Source organism: Herbidospora sp. RD11066 (assembly GCF_054661255.1).
This window is the reverse complement of sequence record NZ_BAAGDO010000004.1, coordinates 606,441-626,507: the sequence shown is the minus strand read 5'-3', so window position 1 is coordinate 626,507 and position 20,067 is coordinate 606,441. Positions and strand designations below refer to the sequence as shown.

The following is a 20,067-nucleotide window of genomic DNA, read 5'->3' as shown; positions in this document are numbered from 1 at the left end:
CTCTACCCAGGTGAGCTGTTCAGGCCAGGAACCCGCGCAAAAGCGCGGCGGTGCCCTCGAGGTGTTCGGCCACCGCGCGTGACGCCCCGTCGGGGTCGCCCGCGAGGATCGCCGACACGATCGCCTGGTGCTGCGCACCCGCGTGGGCGATGTTCGGGCCGAGCACGGGGATCGCGTTCAGCAGGTCGGTGACGCGCAGCCGGGCGTCGGCGCACGCGGCGGCGAGCAGCGGCGACCCGGTCAGCTCCGCGATCGACAAGTGGAACGCGGTGTCGAGACGGCGGTAGTCGGCGGGGGCGGCCTCGTTGACGTCGGACAGGCGGCGCAGCAGCATCGCCCGCTGCGTCGAGTCGAGGGTCGTGGTCGCCAGGATCTGCGCGGCCCCGCACTCGATGGCCATCCGGTAGGTCAGCGCGTCGGCCAGGTCGCCGGCGCCCATCTGGTTGACCGCCTCGGCCAGATCGCCGCCTCCGGGGTCGGGCGGCCGGTAGGTCACGAACGCGCCGCCGTAGCGCCCCCGGCGCACGTCGAGATAGCCCGCCTCCTGGAGCGAGCGGATCGCCTCGCGCAGGGTGACCCGGCTGATGCCCAGGTGGACGGCCAGATCACGCTCGGGCGGCAGCCGCTCGCCGTGCGGGACGACACCCAGTTTGACGACCTGGAGCAGGCGTTCGACCGTCTCCTCGAACGCGTTCCCGGCCCGGACCGGACGCAGTAACGATCCGAGTTGCGTTTCCTTCACCTCACCCTCCCCATCTAGGCACTTCATTGGTATTTTTTCATACCGTAGAAGGTGAGGCGAGTGTGCTGACAGTCGACGAACTCAGGGCAGAGGTGCAGTCGGGGCGCATCGACACCGTGCTGCTCGCGGTGACGGACATGCAGGGGCGGCTTCAGGGCAAACGGCTGTCGGCGCGGCACTTCCTCGACGAGGTGCTCCACCACGCCGCCGAGGGCTGCAACTACCTGCTCGCGGTGGATGTGGAGATGAACACGGTCGGCGGCTACGCGATGTCGTCGTGGGAGCACGGCTACGGCGACTTCGTGATGAAGCCCGACCTGGCCACGCTGCGCCGGGTCCCGTGGCAGGAGGGCACCGCCCTCGTGCTGGCCGACCTGGTCTGGGAGAACGGCTCCGACGTCGTCGCCAGCCCCCGGCAGATCCTCAGGAAACAGACCGACCGGCTGGCCGAACGCGGCTGGACCGCCTTCGTCGGCACCGAGCTGGAGTTCTGCGTCTACCGCACCAGCTACGAAGAGGGCTGGAAGACCGGCTACCGGAACCTCGAACCCGGCAACCTCTACAACGTCGACTACTCACTGCTCGGCACCGCCCGGGTGGAACCGCTGCTGCGCCGCATCCGTCTCAGCATGGAGGGCGCCGGTCTGTACGTGGAGTCGGCCAAGGGTGAGTGCAACCTTGGCCAACACGAGATCGCTTTCAAGTACACCGACGCCCTCACCACCTGCGACAACCACTCGATCTACAAGAACGGCGCCAAGGAGATCGCGGCCGAGGAGGGCATGTCCCTCACGTTCATGGCCAAGCCGAACCAGCGCGAGGGCAACTCCTGCCACGTCCACATCTCGCTGCGCGACGACGACGGCAGGCCTGTCATGGCCGGCGACGGCCCCCACGGCCTCTCGAAGACCGGCGAGCACTTCATCGCCGGTCAGCTCCGCGCGATGCGCGAGTTCACTCTCCTGTACGCACCCAACATCAACTCCTACAAGCGCTATGTGGCCGGTTCGTTCGCGCCCACGGCGGTCAAGTGGGGCGTGGACAACCGCACCTGCTCGCTGCGCCTGGTCGGCCACGGCAACTCGCTGCGCATCGAGAACCGGGTGCCCGGCGGCGACGTGAACCCCTATCTGGCCGTCTCCGCCCTCATCGCCGCAGGCCTGAAGGGCATCGACGACGAACTCCCGCTGGAAGACGCGTTCACCGGCAACGCCTACGCCTCGGGCGCCGACACGGTCCCGTCGACGCTGCGTGACGCGCTCGCGCTGTTCGAGGGCTCTACGCTCGCCAGGGACGCCTTCGGCGACGAGGTCGTCGACCACTACGCGAACAACGCCCGAGTCGAACTGGCCGCCTTCGACGCGGCCGTCACCGACTGGGAGCTCTATCGGGGGTTCGAACGGCTGTGAAGATCATCAACCCGGCCACGGAGCAGATCCTGGCCGATATCGAACTCGCCGACCCCGCCGAGGTCGACAGAGCCGTGGAGAACGCGCGCAAGGCGTACAGGACCTGGAAGGAGGTCGCGCCCGGCGAGCGGGCGCGGCTGCTGCGGCGCTTCGCGGCGCTGGTCGAGGAGCACGGCGAAGAGCTCGCGCAGCTCGAGATCGCCAACGCCGGGCACACCGTCGGCAACGCCCGCTGGGAGGCCGGCAACGTCCGCGACGTGCTGAACTTCTACTCGGGGGCGCCCGAGCGCAACCACGGCAAGCAGATCCCGGTCGCCGGCGGCATCGACGTCACGTTCCAGGAACCGCTGGGCGTGGTCGGGATCATCGTGCCGTGGAACTTCCCCATGGTGATCATGATGTGGGGCGCCGCCCCGGCGCTCGCGGCGGGCAACACCGTCATCGTGAAGCCCGCCGAGTGGACCCCGATGTCCGCGCTGAAGCTGGCCGAACTGGCTCTGGCGGCCGGTCTGCCCGAGGGCGTGCTCCAGGTCCTGCCCGGCGCGGGGGAGGTCGCGGGTGCCCGCCTGGTCGAGCATCCCGACGTCGCCAAGATCGTGTTCACCGGGTCGACCGAGGTCGGCAAGCTGATCGCGGCGAAGGCCGCGCAGCAGGTCAAGCGGGTGACGCTGGAGCTGGGCGGCAAGTCCGCGAACATCGTCTTCGCCGACTCCGATCTCGAGAAAGCCGCCGCGTCAGCCCCGATGGCCGTGTTCGACAACAGTGGCCAGGACTGCTGCGCGCGGTCCCGGATCCTGGTGGAGCGTTCCGTCCACGACGAGTTCCTCGCGAAACTCACCGAGGCCGTGCAGGCCATCCGCACCGGCGACCCGAACAGTGAAGACACCCAGATGGGCCCGCTGGTCAGCGCCGAACACCTGGCCAGAGTCCGGTCCTACGTGTCGGACCCCTACTTCCAGGGCAGTTGCCCCGAAGGCCCCGGCTACTGGTTCCCGCCGACCGTCCTCATTGGCGCCGACGACCCCGCCTACCGCGAAGAGGTCTTCGGCCCGGTCGTCTCCGTCGTCGCCTTCGACGACGAGGCGGACGCTCTGGAAAAAGCCAACGACACCCCCTACGGCCTGTCCGGCTCGATCTGGACCCGCGACGTCGGCAGGGCCCTGCGGGTCGCCCGCGGGGTCGAGGCCGGGAACCTCAGCGTCAACTCCCATTCGTCGGTCCGCTACTGGACGCCCTTCGGCGGCTTCAAGCAGTCGGGCCTGGGCCGCGAACTGGGCCCCGACGCGCTGACCGCCTTCACCGAGACCAAGAACGTCTTCATCGCAACGGAGTAGGAAGCACATGCAACGCTTGCAGGACCGGGTCGCCGTGATCACCGGCGCCGCCGGGGGCATCGGAATGGCGACCGCGCGCAGATTCGCCGAAGAGGGCGCCAAACTCGTGCTCGCCGACCTCGACGAGGAGGCCGGACGGCGCGCCGCCGAGGAGGTCGGCGGGATCTTCGTCAAGGCCAACGTGGCCGAGGAAGACGACGTCGTCCGGATGTTCCAGACCGCCTACGACGAGTTCGGCAGCGTCGACATCGCGTTCAACAACGCCGGGATCTCCCCCGCCGACGACGACTCGATCCTGACCACCGGCATGGACGCCTGGCGCCGCGTCCAGGAGGTCAACCTCACCAGCGTCTACCTGTGCTGCAAGCACGTGCTGCCCTACATGCAGCGGCAGGGCAAGGGCTCGATCATCAACACCGCCTCGTTCGTGGCGGTCATGGGGTCGGCGACCTCGCAGATCTCCTACACCGCGTCCAAGGGCGGCGTGCTGGCGATGACGCGTGAGCTGGGCGTGCAGTTCGCCCGCGAGGGCATCCGCGTCAACGCCCTGTGCCCCGGCCCGGTCGACACCCCGCTGCTGCGCGAGCTGTTCGCCAAGGACCCCGAGCGCGCCCAGCGCCGCCTGGTGCACGTGCCGCTCGGCAGGTTCGCGCGGGCCGAGGAGATCGCCGCCGCCGTGGCGTTCCTGGCCTCCGACGACGCGTCGTTCATCACCGCCGCCGAGTTTTTGGTCGACGGCGGCATCTCCGGCGCCTACGTGACGCCCCTGTGAGACCGGTCATCGGCATCACGTGTTACGCCGAAAAAGCACAGTTCACGGTCTGGGACACGACCGCGGCGCTGCTGCCGTGGGACTACGTGAGGCACGTCGAACGGGCCGGTGGGCAGCCGGTGATCCTGCCGCCCACCGGTGACCCGGGCGAGCTCGCCGGCCGTCTCGACGGCCTGATCGTGGCCGGGGGCGGCGACATCGACCCCGGCCGGTACGGCGGCGTCCAGCACCCGAGAACCGGCTACATCCGCGACTTCCGCGACGACGCCGAGTTCTCGCTGGTCAAGGCCGCCCTGGCGCAACGGCTCCCGATCCTCGGCATCTGCCGGGGCCTCCAGGTGCTCAACGTCGCCCTGGGCGGCACGCTGATCCAGCACCTGCCCGACGTGTGCGGCACCGACCGCCACTCTCCGGCTCCGGGGGTCTACGGCAGGGTTCCGGTACGTCTTTCCGGACCATTGCGGCGGCTCTACGACGCCGAAGAGATCACCCCCGCCCACTACCACCACCAGGCCATCGACCACCTGGCGCCCGGCCTGACGGTCACCGCCCGCGCCGACGACGGCACGATCGAGGCGGTCATGCTCGACGAGACGGTCTGGGCGGTCCAGTGGCATCCGGAGGCCGACGAGGAGGCGCCGGTCTTCGGGTCGTTCGTCACCCGCGCCGGGTTCCGCCCGGCGGTGAGGGGCGGCTAGGCTGACCGCACACCGGTGATCCCGCGCGGGAGAGTGCCCTGGCATCCGGCCAGGGCCCCTGAAGGAGCAAGCCCTCCCCGCGAACCTCTCAAGGCAAAGGACCGTGCGGGCGAGGTGTCCTCTGGAAAGCAGGCCTGTGGCCTCGCCGAAGGTGAAAGTCCGGCAAAACTCGGGCGAAGCTCTCAGGCACCCATGACAGAGGGGGAGGATGCTGACATCCGACCTTATTCGAGGTGCGCTTCATGTCCCGACCGACCCCGCTGCACGAGGTGCACAAGAGCCTCGGCGCGACCCTGACCGACTTCGCCGGCTGGCTGATGCCGCTGCGCTACGGCAGTGAGTCGGCCGAGCACACCGCAGTCCGCACCACCGCGGGGCTGTTCGACCTGTCCCACATGGGCGAGATCCACGTGACCGGTCCCGGCGCCGCCGACGCGCTCGACTTCGCGCTGGTCGGCAACCTGGGCGGCCTGGAGCCGGGTAGGGCCCGCTACACGATGATGTGCGAGCCGGGCGGCGGCATCGTCGACGACCTGATCGTCTACCGGCTGGCCGCCGACGAGTTCATGGTGTGCGCGAACGCGTCCAACTACCTCAAAGTGGCGGCCGAACTCACCGACCGCGCCAAGAACCACGACGCCGTGGTCGACGACCGCTCCGACTCCTACGCGCTGCTGGCGATCCAGGGCCCGAACTCCCCGGAGATCCTGGCCAAGCTGACCGACGCCGACCTCGCCGGGCTGAAGTACTACACCGGTCTCCCCGGCACCGTCGCGGGCGTCGAGGCGCTGATCGCCCGCACCGGCTACACCGGCGAAGACGGCTTCGAGCTATTCGTGAGCGCCGGCGACGCGGTGCCGCTCTGGCACGCGCTCATGGAGGCGGGCCGCGACCACGGCCTGGTCCCCGCGGGCCTCTCCGCCCGCGACACGCTCCGTCTCGAGGCCGGAATGCCGCTGTACGGCAACGAGCTCACCTCGGCCACCACCCCCGCCGACGCCGGTCTGGCCCGGGTCGTCCGCTTCGACAAGCAGGGCGACTTCGTCGGCAGGACGGCGCTGTCCGGCGTACAGCCGGACAAGCGCCTGGTCGGCCTGGTGATGCGGGGCCGGCGGGTGCCCCGCCACGGTTTCGCCGTCGTCGACGCCGAGGGCACCCCCATCGGCGAGGTGACGAGCGGCGCCCCCTCGCCGTCGATCGGCCGCCCGATCGCGATGGCCTACGTCGAGGTGGACGCCACCCCCGCAGCCGTGGACATCCGCGGCTCCCACGAACCGGTCGACGTCGTTGACCTGCCTTTCTACAGGAGGAAGAAGTGAGCAGCATTCCCGACGAGCTCAGCTACACCAAGGAGCACGAGTGGGTCGCCGGGCTGGACGACGGTCTGACCGTCACCGTCGGAATCACCGCCTACGCCGCCGAGTCGCTGGGTGACGTGGTCTTCGTCCAGCTTCCGGAGGCCGGGGCGCGGATCGAGGCGGGCGACGCGGTCGGCGAGGTCGAGTCGACCAAGTCGGTCAGCGACATCTACGCCCCCGCGGGCGGCGAGATCGTGGAGATCAACCAGAGCGTGGTCGACGACCCGTCCCTGGTGAACAGCGACCCCTACGGCGACGGCTGGCTGTTCCGCATCCGCGTCGAGGGCACCCCCGAAGACCTGCTCACCAGCGAGGAGTACGCCACCCTCACCGCCGCAGAGTCATGATCCCCCTCTGATGGCGATCAGCGTCTTCGACCTTTTCAAGGTCGGCATCGGGCCGTCCAGCTCCCACACGGGCGGCCCGATGGCCGCCGCGCACAAGTTCGCGCGCGGCCTGCTCCACAACGGTCTCCTCGAGAAGACCGCGAAGGTCCAGGTCATCCTCTACGGCTCGCTCGGCCTGACCGGCAAGGGTCACGGCAGCGACAAGGCCGTGCTGCTGGGCCTGTCGGGTGAGAAGCCCGAGCTCGTCGACGTCGACGCGGTCGAGGGCATGCTGGCCGCGATGCGCGCGGCGGGCACGGTGTCCCTGATGGGGCAGCGGGTGGTCCCGTTCGTGGTCGGCGACGACCTCGTCTTCGAACGCAAGATCTCGCTCCCCGGCCACCCCAACGGCATGCGCTTCACGGCGTGGGGCGAGGCGGGCGACGTCCTGAGAGAGAAGATCTACTACTCGGTCGGCGGCGGCTTCGTCGTCGACGAGAACGCCACCGGCGCCGACCGCATCAAACCCGACGACACCCCGCTCCCCCACCCGTTCCTGACGGCGAACGAGCTGCTGGCGCAGTGCGCCGAGACCGGCCTGTCGATCTCCGGCCTGATGATGGCCAACGAGAAGGCCTTCGGCCGCACCGAGGCCGAGATCAAGTCACGCCTGGTCGACCTGTGGCGCGTCATGGACGAATGCGTGCGGCGCGGCTCCTCCCGCGAGGGCGTGCTGCCGGGCGGGCTGAAGGTGCGCCGCCGCGCCCACCAGCTCCAGCGTCAGCTCCAGAGCGAACCGGCCGAACGCGACCCGCTCCAGGCGATGGACTGGGTGACGCTGTTCGCGCTGGCCGTCAACGAGGAGAACGCCGCGGGCGGCCGCATCGTGACCGCGCCCACCAACGGCGCGGCGGGCATCATCCCGGCCGTCATCTCCTACTACACGCGGTTCATGCCGGGCGCCGACGACGACGCCGTGGTGCGGTTCCTGCTCACGGCGGGCGCGGTCGGCGTGCTGTTCAAGGAGAACGCGTCGATCTCGGGCGCCGAGGTCGGCTGCCAGGGCGAGGTGGGGTCGGCCTGCTCGATGGCGGCGGCCGGGCTGACCGAGGTCCTGGGCGGCACCCCCGAACAGGTGGAGAACGCCGCCGAGATCGGCATCGAGCACAACCTGGGGCTGACCTGCGACCCGATCGGCGGGCTGGTGCAGATCCCGTGCATCGAGCGCAACGCCGTGGCGTCGGTGAAGGCCATCGCGGCGGCCCGCATCGCGCTCCGCGGCGACGGGAGGCACTTCGTGTCACTCGACAAGGCGATCAAGACGATGCGCGACACCGGCCGCGACATGCACGACAAGTACAAGGAGACGAGTCGTGGGGGCCTTGCGGTGAACGTCATCGAGTGCTGAGAAAGTGCTGGGTGTTCCCATGGGGACTGGCGGTGAAACCCCGACAGTGCTGAAATGTCCACCTGAAAGGCGGTGGACATCATTCCCGCAGGCAGATTTCTCCGGACCCATTGGGTCTTCCTCGTCTTCCTTGTGTCGGGGATCACCGTCCGGGTCATCTCAAGCCTCGGATATCGTCCCGCGTTGTGGTTCTGGGCCGACTCGTTCTCCTACCTGAGTTCGGCCCTGGACATGCGTCCCCTGGAGTCGCGGCCCTCCGGCTATTCGGTGTTCCTCGCGCCGTTCCATTCGGTCGTCGCCCTCATCACCGTGCAGCACCTGCTCGGGCTGGGCATCGCGATCTGCGTGTACGTCATCCTGCGCAAACGCACCTTCCTCCCGCCCTGGGCGGCGGGCCTGGCGACGGCGCCGATCCTGCTGGACGCGTACCAGATCCAGCTCGAACACCTCGTGATGGCCGACCTGCTGTTCACGTTCCTCGTGATGGCCGGCACGACCCTCATCCTGCTCAACCCGCGCAGCTGGTTCCTGGTGGGCGCCGGTTTCCTGCTGCTGGCTTTGTCGGCGATGACGCGCACGGTCGGGCTGCCGCTGATCGCCGTGGCGGCGGTGTGGCTGCTGATCGCGCGGGCGGGCTGGCAGCGGGTGCTGGCGGGCGTGGCCGTGGCCGGGGTCGCGGTGGGCGGCTACGCCTTCTGGTTCAACGCGACCTACGGCAGCTACGGCATGGGCAGCAGCAGCGTGTGGCTCTGGTCGCGGACCATGACCTTCGCCGACTGCGGCCGGATGGACCCGCCGGAGCACCTGAAGGTGCTGTGCCCCGACATCGGCCCCCGGCTGGCCGCCCCCGCCTACATCTGGGACCCGGCCTCGCCCATCATGAAGACCGGCAAGCAGCGCGACGAACTGGCGTCGGAGTTCACCATGCTGGCGCTGAGGAGCCAGCCGCTCGACTTCCTGATGACCGGTTTCGGCGACGCGATGTGGGCCTTCCGGTGGGACCGTGTGGTCTACCCGTCACCGGGCACCCAGAGCGCCTACCGGTTCCCCGACTTCGTGAAACCGCTCAGCGACAAGCTCGCCTCGGCCGGGCGGTCGGCGCCGGAGCTGATGAAGGAGTATCAGGGCAGCCGGGCCGACACCGAGGTCGTCGAGCCGTTCGCCTCGTGGACCCGCGCCTACCAGGAGCAGGTCTACCTGCGCGGCCCGCTCCTGGCGGCGATCCTCGTCTTCACGTTCCTGGTGATGATCATCCGGTTCCGGGTGGCGACGCTGCTCCCGCTGGGCTTCGCACTCACCCTGCTGCTCGTGCCCCCGCTGGTCGCCGCCTTCGATCACCGGTACGTCGTCCCGGTCGTCCCCCTCGCCTGCCTGGCCGCGGCGTGCGCGGTCGGCTGGCGGTCACCCACGACGAACGTGCAGCGTGACGAGGACAGGAAAGAGCCCGTCCCGGCCCGCCGCGCCGCGCACGCGTGACACCGCCTCGGTGTCGACCCGGGAGACGATCTCGTCGAGGGGGGCGCCGGGGAGGCAGCGTACCGAGACCCGGAGCTTCTCCTCCCCCACGGCCCGCACACTGATCTTGTCGACCCCGGGCAGGTCCTTGAGCGCGATGGCCAGCGTCGCGGTGCCGTAGCCGTGGCGCACGCCGTCCTGCCCGACCCCCATCGAGCAGATCAGCCACCGCGCGGTGACGAACACGAGCAGCACCACGAGCGCCGCCGCGACCGACCGCGCCCAGGGCTGGGCCGTGAAGGCCGCCAACTCCCCGATCTTGTACGTCGCCCGCGCGTCCGACGCGAACAGCACATAGTTCCCCCCGGTCACCAGCACGAAGCCGACGACCGCCAGCCCGACACGATCACCGATCGGAGTACGCAGCACGGGCTGCATGCAGACCCTCCCTCAGATGTTCTTGCGCCGCAGTCGCACGACGACCTCGTTGCGGCCGTACACACCCAGCCCGGAAAGGCGGTCGCCGACGGCGGCGCCGACCTCTTTGAGCAGCTCACCGGTCCGGTTCCCCTTGGTCAGGACGGTCACCTCGATCTGCCCCCGCCGCAGCCGGACGAAGGCCAGGTCGACCCCCGGCACCGCCATCGCCGCCGCCACCAGGGTCCGCTTGAGCCCCGCCCGGGTCAGCCCCATGACGAGGGCGTCGTCGGACACCTCCAGCGGCACCAGCCGGGGCCGCCCCGGGACCATCGCCAGAAGGACGAGCGCGGTCCCGCTCACCACCATCAGCGACCCCGTCAGGGCGACCAGCGGCTCACCCCACGCCAGGTCGAGCAGGCCGGGCAGCCCCGACCAGCCGGTCGGCCATCCGGCGAAGGCGCTCACCATCTCACCGACCACGGCCGTGCCCAGCACCAGCAGCGCCCCGGCCACGCCCGCGCCCGCCGGGGTTCGTCCCGGCCGCAGGGCGCGCATGGCCGTGCGACGGCGGGCGCGGCGGCGGTCCTTGGTCGTCCGGATCTCGTCTACCGCGCTCATGGTCACCCAGGGATACACGGCCCGGCCGCCGTGATCAGCGCGGCGGGCCCGAATGACTCGATCTTGTGACGGGTTTTGCCAGGTAAAGTGCTGCGCATGAGCGACCGGCAGCGATACGACCGGGCCACCTCCCACCTCGACCCGCCCCTGGCCATCGTCGACCTCGACGCGATGACGGCCAACGCCCGGTCGATGGCCGAACGGGCGGCGGGCAAGCCGATCAGGGTGGCCTCGAAGTCGATCCGCTCCCGCGAGGTGCTCCGGCGCGTGCTCGACCTGCCCGGATATCAGGGCGTCATGGCCTTCACCCTGCCCGAGGCGCTGTGGCTGGTCTCGCACGGATTCCGCGACATCCTGGTGGCCTACCCGACCACCGACCGCGCCGCCATCGCCTCACTGGCCTCCGACGAGCGGGCCGCCCGCGAGATCACCCTGATGGTCGACTCCGCGGAGCAGTTCCCCCTGCTGACCGGCCGTTATCCGCTTCGGGTCTGCCTGGACGTCTGCGCGGCCTACGTCGTGGGCGCCTTCCGGGCGGGTGTGCTTCGCTCGCCGGTACGCACCCCCGCACAGGCCGCCGACCTCGCCCTCCTGATCGGCGAGAACCCGGCGCTGCACCTGGTCGGCCTGATGGCCTACGAGAGCCAGATCGCCGGCCTGGGCGACCGCATCCCCGGCCTGTACGGCATGGCGGTCCGCCTCATGCAACGCCGCTCCCGCCGCGAACTGACCGACCGCCGGGCCGCGATCGTGAAAGCGGTGAGAGAGGTGGCCGACCTGGAATTCGTCAACGGCGGCGGCACCGGAAGCATCGAGACGACCACCCGGGAAGACGCGATCACCGAAGTGACCGCCGGTTCGGGCTTCTACCATCCGGCCCTGTTCGACCGGTACAGCAACTTCACCGGCCGCCCCGCGGCCCTCTACGCCCTGCCCGTCGTCCGCCGCCCCGCCCGGGGGGTCGTGACGGTCCTGGGCGGCGGCTATCCGGCCTCCGGCGCGGGACCGGGACGCGTCCCCGTCCCTTACCTGCCGGAGGGGCTGCGCTACAACCGCGACGAGGGCGGCGGCGAGGTCCAGACACCCCTCCACGGCGAGGCCGCCGGCGACCTCGAGATCGGCGACCGCGTGTGGTTCCGCCACGCGAAGGCCGGCGAACTCTGCGAACGCTTCAGCACCCTGCACCTGGTCGAAGGCGACCGCGTGACGGGAGAGGCCCCGACCTATCGCGGCGAGGGCCAGACGTTCCTGTAGAACGGCCCGCCCACTGGACAGGCTCGCACCTTGGCCGGCCACTTGCATCCGGCGCCAAGCTCCGGAAGGGGCGATGCGCTGTGTGCACAGGGCCTCCTTTGGGAGCGTGACGGTCATCCGGAAGGATCACTTTCGGATCAGCCCGGCCCCGATCGGGTCGTCATCGACGCCTCCCGACCCGGGGTCACGACATTTTCAGCGCTTGCGGCGCCGCATGATCACGATGAGGGCGCCGATCGCGACGACGGCGCCGATGCCGATCAGCACCGGGGCGATCGGGGTCGCCGGATAGTCGTCGTCCCAGGGCTCCTCGGCCGGGCGGTGGCCGTTGGGAGACTGGGCGGCCGGGTTGCCCACCATGTCCCCTATGGTCGACACGACATGCTCGGTCTGCGCCTTGACCTGCGACTTCATCTTGGCCACACTGCGACCGGCGACCTTCTTCGGGCTCACCCGGTCGGCGATGGCATCGACCGTCTTGGCCAGTTCGGCGCGCGTGCGCTCAATGCGCCCCTCAAGCGTGTCCGGATCGGTGTCGGCCATTGGTCGCCTCCTGTCACAGGGTGTGTTCGATCAAGTCTGCCAGGTGCGGACCGCGCAACCCGCAGCGGCCGAACCGGTAGTTTGTTCGCGTCGAGACGGACCGCAACGGAGGCGACATGACCCAGCGACTCGAACCCGGCGACGCAGCTCCTGGTTTCACCCTGACCAGCGCCGACGGCGACGAGGTGTCGCTTGACTCGCTCCACGGCAAGCGCGTCGTCCTCTACTTCTACCCAGCGGCGATGACTCCAGGCTGCACCAAGCAGGCCTGCGACTTCCGCGACAACCTCGGCTCCCTGGCCGGCCACGGCTTCACCGTCCTCGGCGTCTCCAAGGACAAGCCGGCCAAGCTCCGCCAGTTCGCCGAACGCGACGGCCTGACTTTTCCGCTGCTCTCGGACGAGAGCCTGGAGGTCCACAAGGCCTACAGCGCCTACGGCGAGAAGCAGAACTACGGCAAGACCATCATGGGCGTGATCAGGTCGACCTTCGTCATCGACGGAGACGGGAAGATCGAGAAGGCGCTCTACAACGTGAAGGCGACGGGACACGTGGCCCGGCTGCTGAAGGAACTCGGGGTTTCCTGATGCCTCAGGGCGGGAGGTAGGATCACTTCCGCTCATCGGGGTTGTAGCCCAATTGGCAGAGGCACATGACTTAGGATCATGCCAGCGCGGGTTCGAGTCCCGCCAACCCCACTGGTTCACTCGGGGGGACGACCCCCCGAACCCCCCGCTGCGAAGGGGCTGATCGCCCCCTCGCGCTCCCCTTGGTCGCTGTCGCGCCCCGACGTCGCTCCGCTCCGGGTCGCTACGCTCCTTGCGAAGGCGCTCCGCCCCTCGCGCTCCCAGGCAAGGCCTCGCTCCGCTCGGACCGCTCTCGCTTCGCTCGCCACTTGGTCTACGAACCGACCCTCAGGAGGGCCGGTGTACTCCTCGGCTAAGGATGTTGGCCGTGAGGAGTATGCGGCTAACAAGTGCCCAATTGGTCCACTTGGAGCACGCAGGGACGACCCCCGACACGAGAGGGCTTGCGCCCCCTCGCGCTCCCGCTAGCCGCTGTCGCGCCCCGGCGCCGCTCCGCTCCGGGTCACTTCACTCCTTCACGAAGGGCCCCCAGGCACGGCCTTGCTTCGTTCGGCCCCTCTCGCTTCGTACGTCGAAGCCTTCGTTCGCTATGGCTCCCGCTTTGCAGGGCCTCGGCGGGATTCTTGGAGGGGCTCATCGCTCCAACTTTCTTCCCGAGGGGAGAATGGCCCGGCAGCCACTTGGGCACCATGCCGTACCCCATTAAATGGGATATAGAGCGCAAATCGGAGCGCATTTAGTGCCAAATCCCCGCCGGAAATCCGTCGAGCCGCTCATTGCCCGGCCATTCGTGAGATCACGAATCTTGACTGTGCACTCACACTAAGTGACTCTTGGGGATTGCCGCCAAGACCAGGAGGGTCGAAATCTCGTGCAATCCCACGGCGACGATGACGATCTTTCTCTTACCTTCTACTGCAAGGACCCCGAGTCCAACCAGGACAACGAGTGCGAGACGTTCTACCAGACGAATCGGGGCTCCTGGCTCGTCCAGGTCAAGAAGCGCGGTCCCGGGGTGGGCGCTCAGCTCGTCGGCCTCGGAGAAGATGAGACGTTCGGAGAGCTCTCCGAACGGACCGTGAACGTGTTCGTCCGGAAGTACGTGAGGGAGCACTATGGAGTTGATCTCCCCCAAGGCACCCGCTGACCTGGTCAACGGCATCGGCCGCGGAGCCCTCTGGGCGGTCACGCGGCACCGCTGCCGGCCCGCCTGACGGCGTCCCACGTTGTCCGGACAAGACCAGGTATTGGCCGCGCGCAAGGCGTTCGGGCAGCGGCTTCGCGCCCTGCGTCTGGACGCCGAGCTCAACGGCCGTCAGCTCTCGGCCCGATCGGGAATGCGTGATTCCAAGATCTCCCGGATCGAACTGGGGCGGCAGAATCCCACCGAAGCCGACATCCGGGTGTGGTGTCGCGCGTGCGACGCGGAAGACCAGGTCTCCGAGCTGATCGCCGCGCACCGGCAGATCGACCAGATGTGGGAGGAGCACCGGCAGGCTATGCGGGCCGGGCTCAACCAGCAGAGCGAGCGGCTCAGGCCCCTCTACGAACAGACCAGGCTGATCCGCGCCTACGAGCCGCAGACCATTCCCGGCTTCCTGCAGAGGCGGGGGTACACCCGGGCCGTCATCGAGGACGTGTCCCGGTTCCACGGCCTGGCGGACGACGTCGAGGAGGCCGTCGAGGGGCGGCTGAACCGCTTGCGCGTTCTCGAGTCGGGCAAGTGCACGTTCTCGTTCGTCGTCGAGGCGGGGGCGCTCTACGCCCAGCGGGGCGGGGTCGCGGTGATGCTGGATCAACTCGACTACATCGAGCGCGCCTCCGGCTTCGCGAACGTCGCGCTGGGCATCGTCCCTCTCGGCCGTCTCCGCACCCTCTGGCCCGGGGAGGGGTTCTACATCTACGACGAGTCGCTGGTGCGCAGTGAGCACTGGACCGGCGGCTACCGCACCAAGAGTCCCGGGGAGATCGACACGTACCTGCGGATCTTCAGACTTTTGCAGTCGCAGGCCGTCTACGGCGAGGCGGCGCGGGCGGAGATAGGCGCCGCACGTGCTCTGCTGCAATCTCGGGAAATCTTCTAGTCCTGGCGCCCGGCCGATTTCTACGGTCGGCGTATGTCCTTCGAGGAACCCTCCCTCATCAGACAACTCAGAGAGACGTATCCGGCCTGGCGCTTCTGGCGAGGGCAGGGCGAATCGGTCGACCGGCCGTGGAACGCCACCCGCCGAAGCCAGATGAACTGGATGTCGCGCCCCGAAGGGTATGCCGCGACCCTGTTCGGCAGTCCCGAGCAGTTACGCGCGCAACTCATCGAGCAGGCCACCATCTCCGGCGGGCCTTCTCCCTGAGCGAGAACGATTCTTCCGACCGGCGGAGAAGAGCGGCGGCGCCGCTCCATAATTTCGTCCGTGACCGAGAGAAGGCGCCGGAAAAGGCCGTCGCGTTTGCCCATTGTGGGCGGAATCGCGGCAATCATCCTGGCGGTCGTCGCCATTCTCGTCTGGAGTGATCTCGACCAGGCGGACAAAATGGCGAGCGTGATCGCCGGAGCGGCCGCGATCGTCGCGCTGACCCTCCAGATCATGGCCATGCGGCGCCCGGACACCCCCGCGGCGGAGGCCGCCACACCCAGAACAGATCATGTGTCGGTGAACGTCCAGGTCAATCAGCGATTCACCTTGGGTGGGGCCTCGATGACACTGGCCGTGTGCGCTTTCGGGGTGCTGGGGGTCGTGGCGGTCAGGGAGTTGCCCGCCTTCACCGCCGCTCCGGCCGAGACCTCTCCCCCTCTGCCAGCGAACGGGACCACGATCACGCATCCCCGGGAAGGCGCACTGCTGCCCACCTGTGGCCTCGCCGCGGGAACCGCGCAACCTCTTCCCCGGGAAGCCATCTGGCTCATCACCCGCAACCCTGATGGCACGCCCTATTTCGCGAGAGCGATATACACATCGGGCTCCTGGGAATCCAGCATCCAATTGGGCTCGGAAACGCCACAGGGCGCGGGCCGACGATTCACGGTCGAGTTGTACGCCGTTCCGGAGGCCACGGACCTCCCGGCGGACCCCAGCCAGTCCGTCGAGCTGCCGGCGCGCGCCAGGAAACTGGCCGACGTGGGTGTCGTCAAGGACCCCGACCGACTGAAGTGCCCCGTTTAGTAGCTGTCGCTCCAGTGGTACCAGGAGCCCTGGATGTGTTCGAAGAACGAATAGATGCCCCGGTTGGGGCCGTCGGTCGGAATGCTCTTGGGGCTCCAGACGTAGCCAAACGGGTCGACGCCGACGACGGCTTCGCCCTCCCGGAAGTAGACGCGGTCACCGTCTCTCCAGATGTCCTGAAATTCGAGCTCGCCCACCTTCTGATGGTGTTCCTTGCCGTCCCACGGTGGGGCGGTCTTCGCCACCTGCTCCATCGCGGGCAGAGAACGCAGGAGGCGCTGCTCCTGGAGATATCCGCAGGACGTCAGCGATAACAACGCGACACACGCAGCCAGTTTCCGCACGGACCGATTCTCTTGGAAATTCGTGGTGAACGACCGGGACAAAGCCGATCATTCTCGGGAAAGTCAGGAGAAGCTGGCCCCATGAGACTCTTCGTCACCCGAGTCGCGGCGGCCGCTCTCGCTCTCGCCGTCATGGTCCCCTCGCCCGCGCTCGCCGCCGATCCGGTGCTCCAGACCCACCCGCTGCCCGAGCTCCGCGCCAAAGCCGAGCTGCTGGACATCGCCGCTCCCGTACAGAACCAGGTCTGGATCGTCGGGTACCAGGCGCTCAAACCCGGCTACCCGGGCAACCCCGTGGTCCACCGTTGGAACGGGACACGCTGGGCCGGGTTCACGATCCCCAACTTCGCCAGCCGGGGCGTGCTCGCCAGCGTCAGCGCGACCACCGCGGGCGAGGTCTGGATCGGCGGAACCAGGAACGGGTCCGCCTACATCGCGCAGCTCGCCGGGAACGGGTTCGTCGAGGTCCCGGCCCCTCCGGGGCTGGCGTCGGCGGCGCCCGAGGCGACCTCGACGGGATTATGGGTGCCCGCGAACCAGCGCACCCAGCCCGGGGCCAGCGTCATCTGGCGGCGGGAGGGCGCCGCGTGGGTCCCGTATCCGATGCCGATGCAGAAGGTGCTGGCCGTCAAGGGAGCCTGGGCGGTCGGTGGCGCTCCGAGCGAGGACGACTCCGTCCCGGGGGTCGCCCATTTCAGCGGAACCACGTGGGAGAGCGTCCCCTACCCGCCGCCCTTCAGCGAGGGGTCGATCCTGGAGGACGTGCTGCCGCGTACACCCGATGACACCTGGGTCGTGGGGACGAACTACACGCGCGGTGAGCCGCGCCCGACGGAACCGCTGCTCAGCCGGTACGACGGCGACACCTGGACCGATGTCCCCCTGCCGCCGGAGATCATCGGGCTGCACTCCATCGTGGCGGACGCGTCCGGGAAGATCTGGATCTCGGCGCTGGCCCAGGCCGAGGGCTGGGACGCCCAGCAGCGGCCGGTGATCATCGGGACCTCTCCCGACGCCATCTCCTGGACCGTTCTCGAGGTGCCGACCGGTGGGCGATACGGCGTCCACCACGAGGGACGCGACGATCTCGGCGTCGAGGCCGGGACCTCCCGGCTCTGGCATCTGGCCGACACGCGACCCGACGGCCCGGTTCTGACGACGGGGTAGCTAGCGGGGGAACTCGCAGCGGAAGCCCATGTCGGTGCGTTCGCAGCCGCGCGGCATGCCGCGCATCGGCTCGTTCATCTCCACGCGGAAGGCGGGCCGGTCGTCTCGCCAGGGGTGCCCCACCAAGGCGACGAGGAAGCCGCCGAGGATCGCGCCGACCAGTGCGGCGGCGAGCAATGGGAGAAAACGGGCGAACCGCTTCGGTTGAGGAGGCTCCGGGTTGGCCGTACGCCAGCCCGGTGCGTTCCAGCCCGGCCCGCCGGGCGCGAAAGCGTAAGCCGTCGAACTCTGAGAACCGGAAGGGCCGCGAAAGCGGAGCCGGGGAGGTACGGGTGAGGCGAAGGTGCCGGCCGGGCCGCGTGGCGTCGTGTTCGTGTCCTCAGTGCCACGCGGCCCGGTTCCGTGATCCGTCATTGCGAATCTGTCTCCCTTTACACCCCAAGGATGCGCTCCCGGGATTAACTATGCCCGCCCCCGCGTAAGAGGCGTGTAAGCACCACCTGCTCTGCGACCTGGGTCGTAGTACCGAATCCGTCGTGAGGTGGACCGTGCCGGGAACACCGCGTACGTACTCTTGAGGCGTGCTCGGCAAGCTTCGCGCGTTCCGGCGGCGGCACCCGGCGTGGATCGACACGCTCGTGGTGTCGCCCCTCGTGCTGTACTCACTGCTGAGCGCCCCCTACATCGCCACCGGGCTGGCGGTCACCGGCAGCCCCGAGATCGGCGGCCTGGGCGTCTTCCTGCTCTCCGCGCTGCTGGTCGTGCCGCTGTTCTGGCGGCGGCGGTTCCCGTTGCAGGTCATGGCGGTCGTCTCGGGGATCAGTTTCCTCCAGTGGCTCGGCGACGTGACGCCGCTTCCGGCCAACATGGCCGTGCTGGTCGCCATGTTCGGCGTCGTCGCCTCGTGCCGGCTGCCGTGGGCCATCGCGGCGGGGGGCATCGCCGAGCTCGGGATCACCCTGTCGCTCGGCGACCTGGGCGGGTTCAACGCCGAGGTGTTCCTGGCCAGTTCGGCGTTCGTGGCCGCCGTCTGGATCGCCGGGATATACGTCAACATGCGGCGGCGGTTCGTGGCGAACCTGGTCGAGCGGGCCGAACGGGCCGAACGCGAGCGCGACCAGCAGGCGCTCATCGCCACCGCCGCCGAACGGGCCCGCATCGCGCGCGAGCTGCACGACGTCGTGGCGCACAACGTGAGCGTCATCGTCGTCCAGGCCGACGGCGCCGGGTTCGCCATCGACAGCGATCCCGACCAGGCCAAACGGGCCGTCGAGGCGATCTCCGCGACCGGCCGCCAGGCGCTGGCCGAAATGCGGCGGCTGGTCGGGGTGCTGCGCGACGACGGGGCCGACTCCGAGGAGTACTCGCCGCAACCGGGCCTCGGGCAGCTCGATGATCTCGTACGTCAGGTGCGCGCATCCGGCCTCCCCGTCGACATGCGGGTCGACGGCACGCCCGACCATCTCCCCGAAGGGCTCCAGCTGGTGATCTACCGGATCGTCCAGGAGGCCCTGACCAACACCCTCAAGCACGGCGGTCCCGGGGTCACGGCCCTGGTCCAGGTGGTCTACGGCCGCCACGACGTGCTGCTGCGGATCACCGACGACGGGCGGGGGGCCGCCTCCGCCACCGGAGAGGGCGGCCACGGCCTCATCGGCATGCGCGAACGGGTGTCCATGTACGGCGGCGACGTCCACGCGGCACCCAAGTCCGGGGGCGGTTTCCTCGTGGTGGCGCGCATTCCAGCAGGAGGTATGCGGTGATTCGTGTTCTGCTCGTCGACGACCAGGAGCTCGTCCGGGCCGGGTTCCGGATGGTGCTCGGGGCGCAGCCCGACATCGAGGTCGCCGGGGAGGCCGGTGACGGGGCGGCGGCCGTCGAACTGGTCAAGGGCGGGCTCGTGGCCGACGTGGTGCTGATGGACGTGCGGATGCCGCGCATGGACGGCGTCGAGGCCACCCGGCTGATCACCTCACTGCCCGACCCGCCCAAAGTCCTCATCCTCACCACGTTCGACCTCGACGAATACGCCTTCGCGGCGATCCGGTCGGGTGCGTCGGGGTTCCTGTTGAAGGACGTGCCGCCCGCCGACCTGCTCAGCGCGATCAGGTCGGTGCACGACGGCGACGCCGTGGTGGCGCCGTCGACCACGCGCCGGCTGCTCGACCTCGTCTCCGCCTACCTGCCCGAGGCCACCGCGCCGTCCGAGCCCGACACGCTGACCGCGCGGGAGCGCGAGGTGCTCGTCCACGTGGCGCGGGGGCTGTCGAACGCCGAGATCGCCACCCGGCTCACCCTCGCCGAGGCGACGGTGAAGACCCACCTCGGGCGGATCCTGGCCAAGCTGGAGCTGCGCGACCGGGCGCAGGTGGTGGTCTACGCGTACGAATCGGGTGTCGTTGGCCGAAAGTCTGACCCCCGGCTACCTCCCCGGTAGGAACCCACCCCGGCGAGCCGACGAAAAGCGCACG

Annotated in this window: 23 protein-coding genes, 1 tRNA gene and 2 riboswitches; of the genes, 18 read left to right on the top strand and 6 right to left on the bottom strand. The window is 69.2% G+C overall.

Annotated elements, in window-relative coordinates; genetic code table 11:
• Positions 1–19: 19 nt before the first annotated feature.
• The gene (locus tag ACYQ78_RS19660) at positions 20–769 is read right to left on the bottom strand and encodes a FadR/GntR family transcriptional regulator (RefSeq protein WP_459802311.1); all 750 of its coding nucleotides are present in this window, start codon (positions 767–769) and stop codon (positions 20–22) included.
• 38 nt (positions 770–807) lie between these two features.
• Between ACYQ78_RS19660 and ACYQ78_RS19655 the strand changes: the two genes are divergently transcribed.
• From ACYQ78_RS19655 to ACYQ78_RS19620, 8 genes are all read left to right on the top strand, one after another.
• Complete coding sequence (locus tag ACYQ78_RS19655; RefSeq protein ID WP_459802418.1) at positions 808–2,151, top strand: glutamine synthetase family protein; 1,344 nt, start codon at positions 808–810, stop codon at positions 2,149–2,151.
• The gene (locus tag ACYQ78_RS19650; protein ID WP_459802310.1) at positions 2,148–3,485 is read left to right on the top strand and encodes an aldehyde dehydrogenase family protein; all 1,338 of its coding nucleotides are present in this window, start codon (positions 2,148–2,150) and stop codon (positions 3,483–3,485) included. The genes ACYQ78_RS19655 and ACYQ78_RS19650 overlap by 4 nt, the downstream gene beginning before the upstream one ends.
• A 7-nt stretch (positions 3,486–3,492) precedes the next feature.
• Entirely contained in the window at positions 3,493–4,257 is a 765-nt protein-coding gene (locus ACYQ78_RS19645) for a 3-oxoacyl-ACP reductase (RefSeq protein ID WP_459802309.1), read from the top strand.
• Positions 4,254–4,955 (top strand): gamma-glutamyl-gamma-aminobutyrate hydrolase family protein, encoded by a 702-nt coding sequence (locus ACYQ78_RS19640; protein WP_459802308.1) that lies wholly within the window; start codon positions 4,254–4,256, stop codon positions 4,953–4,955. The genes ACYQ78_RS19645 and ACYQ78_RS19640 overlap by 4 nt, the downstream gene beginning before the upstream one ends.
• A 16-nt stretch (positions 4,956–4,971) precedes the next feature.
• A riboswitch (glycine riboswitch) is annotated at positions 4,972–5,069 on the top strand.
• Positions 5,070–5,164: riboswitch (glycine riboswitch) on the top strand.
• Positions 5,165–5,197: 33 nt separating this feature from the next.
• On the top strand, positions 5,198–6,274 hold the full coding sequence (gene gcvT / locus ACYQ78_RS19635; RefSeq protein ID WP_459802307.1) for a glycine cleavage system aminomethyltransferase GcvT: 1,077 nt from the start codon (positions 5,198–5,200) through the stop codon (positions 6,272–6,274).
• Entirely contained in the window at positions 6,271–6,660 is a 390-nt protein-coding gene (gcvH, locus tag ACYQ78_RS19630; protein WP_459802306.1) for a glycine cleavage system protein GcvH, read from the top strand. Before gcvT ends, gcvH begins: the two co-directional genes overlap by 4 nt.
• Before the next feature lie 10 nt (positions 6,661–6,670).
• A complete protein-coding gene (locus ACYQ78_RS19625; RefSeq protein WP_459802305.1) occupies positions 6,671–8,047 on the top strand; it encodes an L-serine ammonia-lyase in 1,377 nt (458 codons plus the stop codon).
• Positions 8,048–8,230: 183 nt separating this feature from the next.
• Complete coding sequence (locus ACYQ78_RS19620) at positions 8,231–9,523, top strand: hypothetical protein (RefSeq protein WP_459802304.1); 1,293 nt, start codon at positions 8,231–8,233, stop codon at positions 9,521–9,523.
• Here the strand turns inward: ACYQ78_RS19620 and ACYQ78_RS19615 are convergent.
• Together ACYQ78_RS19615 and ACYQ78_RS19610 are read right to left on the bottom strand one after the other, a co-directional pair.
• The gene (locus tag ACYQ78_RS19615; RefSeq protein ID WP_459802303.1) at positions 9,449–9,940 is read right to left on the bottom strand and encodes a hypothetical protein; all 492 of its coding nucleotides are present in this window, start codon (positions 9,938–9,940) and stop codon (positions 9,449–9,451) included. The two genes, ACYQ78_RS19620 and ACYQ78_RS19615, sit on opposite strands and share 75 nt — an antisense overlap.
• A gap of 12 nt (positions 9,941–9,952) precedes the next feature.
• Positions 9,953–10,540 (bottom strand): DUF6286 domain-containing protein, encoded by a 588-nt coding sequence (locus ACYQ78_RS19610; RefSeq protein WP_459802302.1) that lies wholly within the window; start codon positions 10,538–10,540, stop codon positions 9,953–9,955.
• Between the two features lie 96 nt (positions 10,541–10,636).
• Here ACYQ78_RS19610 and ACYQ78_RS19605 point away from each other — a divergent pair, with 96 nt between their 5' ends.
• Positions 10,637–11,794 carry an amino acid deaminase/aldolase gene (locus ACYQ78_RS19605; RefSeq protein WP_459802301.1) on the top strand — a complete coding sequence of 386 codons (1,158 nt, stop codon included), beginning with the start codon at positions 10,637–10,639 and terminating at the stop codon, positions 11,792–11,794.
• A gap of 195 nt (positions 11,795–11,989) precedes the next feature.
• Here the strand turns inward: ACYQ78_RS19605 and ACYQ78_RS19600 are convergent, their stop codons facing one another.
• Entirely contained in the window at positions 11,990–12,337 is a 348-nt protein-coding gene (locus ACYQ78_RS19600; protein WP_459802300.1) for a DUF3618 domain-containing protein, read from the bottom strand.
• 116 nt (positions 12,338–12,453) lie between these two features.
• Here ACYQ78_RS19600 and bcp point away from each other — a divergent pair, with 116 nt between their 5' ends.
• From bcp to ACYQ78_RS19570, 6 genes are all read left to right on the top strand, one after another.
• A complete protein-coding gene (bcp, locus tag ACYQ78_RS19595; protein WP_459802299.1) occupies positions 12,454–12,924 on the top strand; it encodes a thioredoxin-dependent thiol peroxidase in 471 nt (156 codons plus the stop codon).
• Positions 12,925–12,961: 37 nt separating this feature from the next.
• Positions 12,962–13,035, top strand: a tRNA-Leu gene (locus ACYQ78_RS19590).
• A gap of 760 nt (positions 13,036–13,795) precedes the next feature.
• A complete protein-coding gene (locus ACYQ78_RS19585) occupies positions 13,796–14,071 on the top strand; it encodes a hypothetical protein (protein ID WP_459802298.1) in 276 nt (91 codons plus the stop codon).
• Positions 14,072–14,150: 79 nt separating this feature from the next.
• Positions 14,151–15,008 carry a helix-turn-helix domain-containing protein gene (locus tag ACYQ78_RS19580; RefSeq protein WP_459802297.1) on the top strand — a complete coding sequence of 286 codons (858 nt, stop codon included), beginning with the start codon at positions 14,151–14,153 and terminating at the stop codon, positions 15,006–15,008.
• 33 nt (positions 15,009–15,041) lie between these two features.
• Positions 15,042–15,275 (top strand): hypothetical protein, encoded by a 234-nt coding sequence (locus ACYQ78_RS19575; RefSeq protein WP_459802296.1) that lies wholly within the window; start codon positions 15,042–15,044, stop codon positions 15,273–15,275.
• A gap of 60 nt (positions 15,276–15,335) precedes the next feature.
• Positions 15,336–16,085: a hypothetical protein gene (locus tag ACYQ78_RS19570; protein WP_459802295.1), complete on the top strand. Its 750-nt coding sequence runs from the start codon at positions 15,336–15,338 to the stop codon at positions 16,083–16,085.
• On the opposite strand, the gene ACYQ78_RS19565 is transcribed toward ACYQ78_RS19570, so the two are convergent.
• Complete coding sequence (locus tag ACYQ78_RS19565; RefSeq protein WP_459802294.1) at positions 16,082–16,429, bottom strand: hypothetical protein; 348 nt, start codon at positions 16,427–16,429, stop codon at positions 16,082–16,084. The genes ACYQ78_RS19570 and ACYQ78_RS19565 overlap by 4 nt on opposite strands.
• 81 nt (positions 16,430–16,510) lie before the next feature.
• Here ACYQ78_RS19565 and ACYQ78_RS19560 point away from each other — a divergent pair, with 81 nt between their 5' ends.
• Positions 16,511–17,596, top strand: a complete 1,086-nt coding sequence (locus ACYQ78_RS19560) for a hypothetical protein (RefSeq protein WP_459802293.1) — start codon at positions 16,511–16,513, stop codon at positions 17,594–17,596.
• Here ACYQ78_RS19560 and ACYQ78_RS19555 read toward each other — a convergent pair whose 3' ends face one another.
• On the bottom strand, positions 17,597–17,773 hold the full coding sequence (locus tag ACYQ78_RS19555; RefSeq protein ID WP_459802292.1) for a hypothetical protein: 177 nt from the start codon (positions 17,771–17,773) through the stop codon (positions 17,597–17,599). It lies immediately after the preceding gene.
• A gap of 404 nt (positions 17,774–18,177) precedes the next feature.
• Here ACYQ78_RS19555 and ACYQ78_RS19550 point away from each other — a divergent pair, with 404 nt between their 5' ends.
• Both ACYQ78_RS19550 and ACYQ78_RS19545 read left to right on the top strand, forming a co-directional pair.
• A complete protein-coding gene (locus tag ACYQ78_RS19550) occupies positions 18,178–19,359 on the top strand; it encodes a sensor histidine kinase (protein WP_459802291.1) in 1,182 nt (393 codons plus the stop codon).
• Positions 19,356–20,033: a response regulator gene (locus ACYQ78_RS19545; protein WP_459802290.1), complete on the top strand. Its 678-nt coding sequence runs from the start codon at positions 19,356–19,358 to the stop codon at positions 20,031–20,033. Before ACYQ78_RS19550 ends, ACYQ78_RS19545 begins: the two co-directional genes overlap by 4 nt.
• The last annotated feature ends 34 nt before the right edge of the window (positions 20,034–20,067 follow it).

What these genes read in the sequence shown, in the direction of transcription:
- ACYQ78_RS19660 (WP_459802311.1), bottom strand. Translation starts at nt 769, where the DNA reads ATGAAGTGCCTAGATGGGGAGGGTGAGGTGAAGGAAACGCAACTCGGA.
- ACYQ78_RS19645 (WP_459802309.1), top strand. Translation starts at nt 3,493, where the DNA reads ATGCAACGCTTGCAGGACCGGGTCGCCGTGATCACCGGCGCCGCCGGG.
- gcvT (WP_459802307.1), top strand. Translation starts at nt 5,198, where the DNA reads ATGTCCCGACCGACCCCGCTGCACGAGGTGCACAAGAGCCTCGGCGCG.
- ACYQ78_RS19625 (WP_459802305.1), top strand. Translation starts at nt 6,671, where the DNA reads ATGGCGATCAGCGTCTTCGACCTTTTCAAGGTCGGCATCGGGCCGTCC.
- ACYQ78_RS19615 (WP_459802303.1), bottom strand. Translation starts at nt 9,940, where the DNA reads ATGCAGCCCGTGCTGCGTACTCCGATCGGTGATCGTGTCGGGCTGGCG.
- ACYQ78_RS19610 (WP_459802302.1), bottom strand. Translation starts at nt 10,540, where the DNA reads ATGAGCGCGGTAGACGAGATCCGGACGACCAAGGACCGCCGCCGCGCC.
- ACYQ78_RS19605 (WP_459802301.1), top strand. Translation starts at nt 10,637, where the DNA reads ATGAGCGACCGGCAGCGATACGACCGGGCCACCTCCCACCTCGACCCG.
- ACYQ78_RS19600 (WP_459802300.1), bottom strand. Translation starts at nt 12,337, where the DNA reads ATGGCCGACACCGATCCGGACACGCTTGAGGGGCGCATTGAGCGCACG.
- bcp (WP_459802299.1), top strand. Translation starts at nt 12,454, where the DNA reads ATGACCCAGCGACTCGAACCCGGCGACGCAGCTCCTGGTTTCACCCTG.
- ACYQ78_RS19575 (WP_459802296.1), top strand. Translation starts at nt 15,042, where the DNA reads ATGTCCTTCGAGGAACCCTCCCTCATCAGACAACTCAGAGAGACGTAT.
- ACYQ78_RS19560 (WP_459802293.1), top strand. Translation starts at nt 16,511, where the DNA reads ATGAGACTCTTCGTCACCCGAGTCGCGGCGGCCGCTCTCGCTCTCGCC.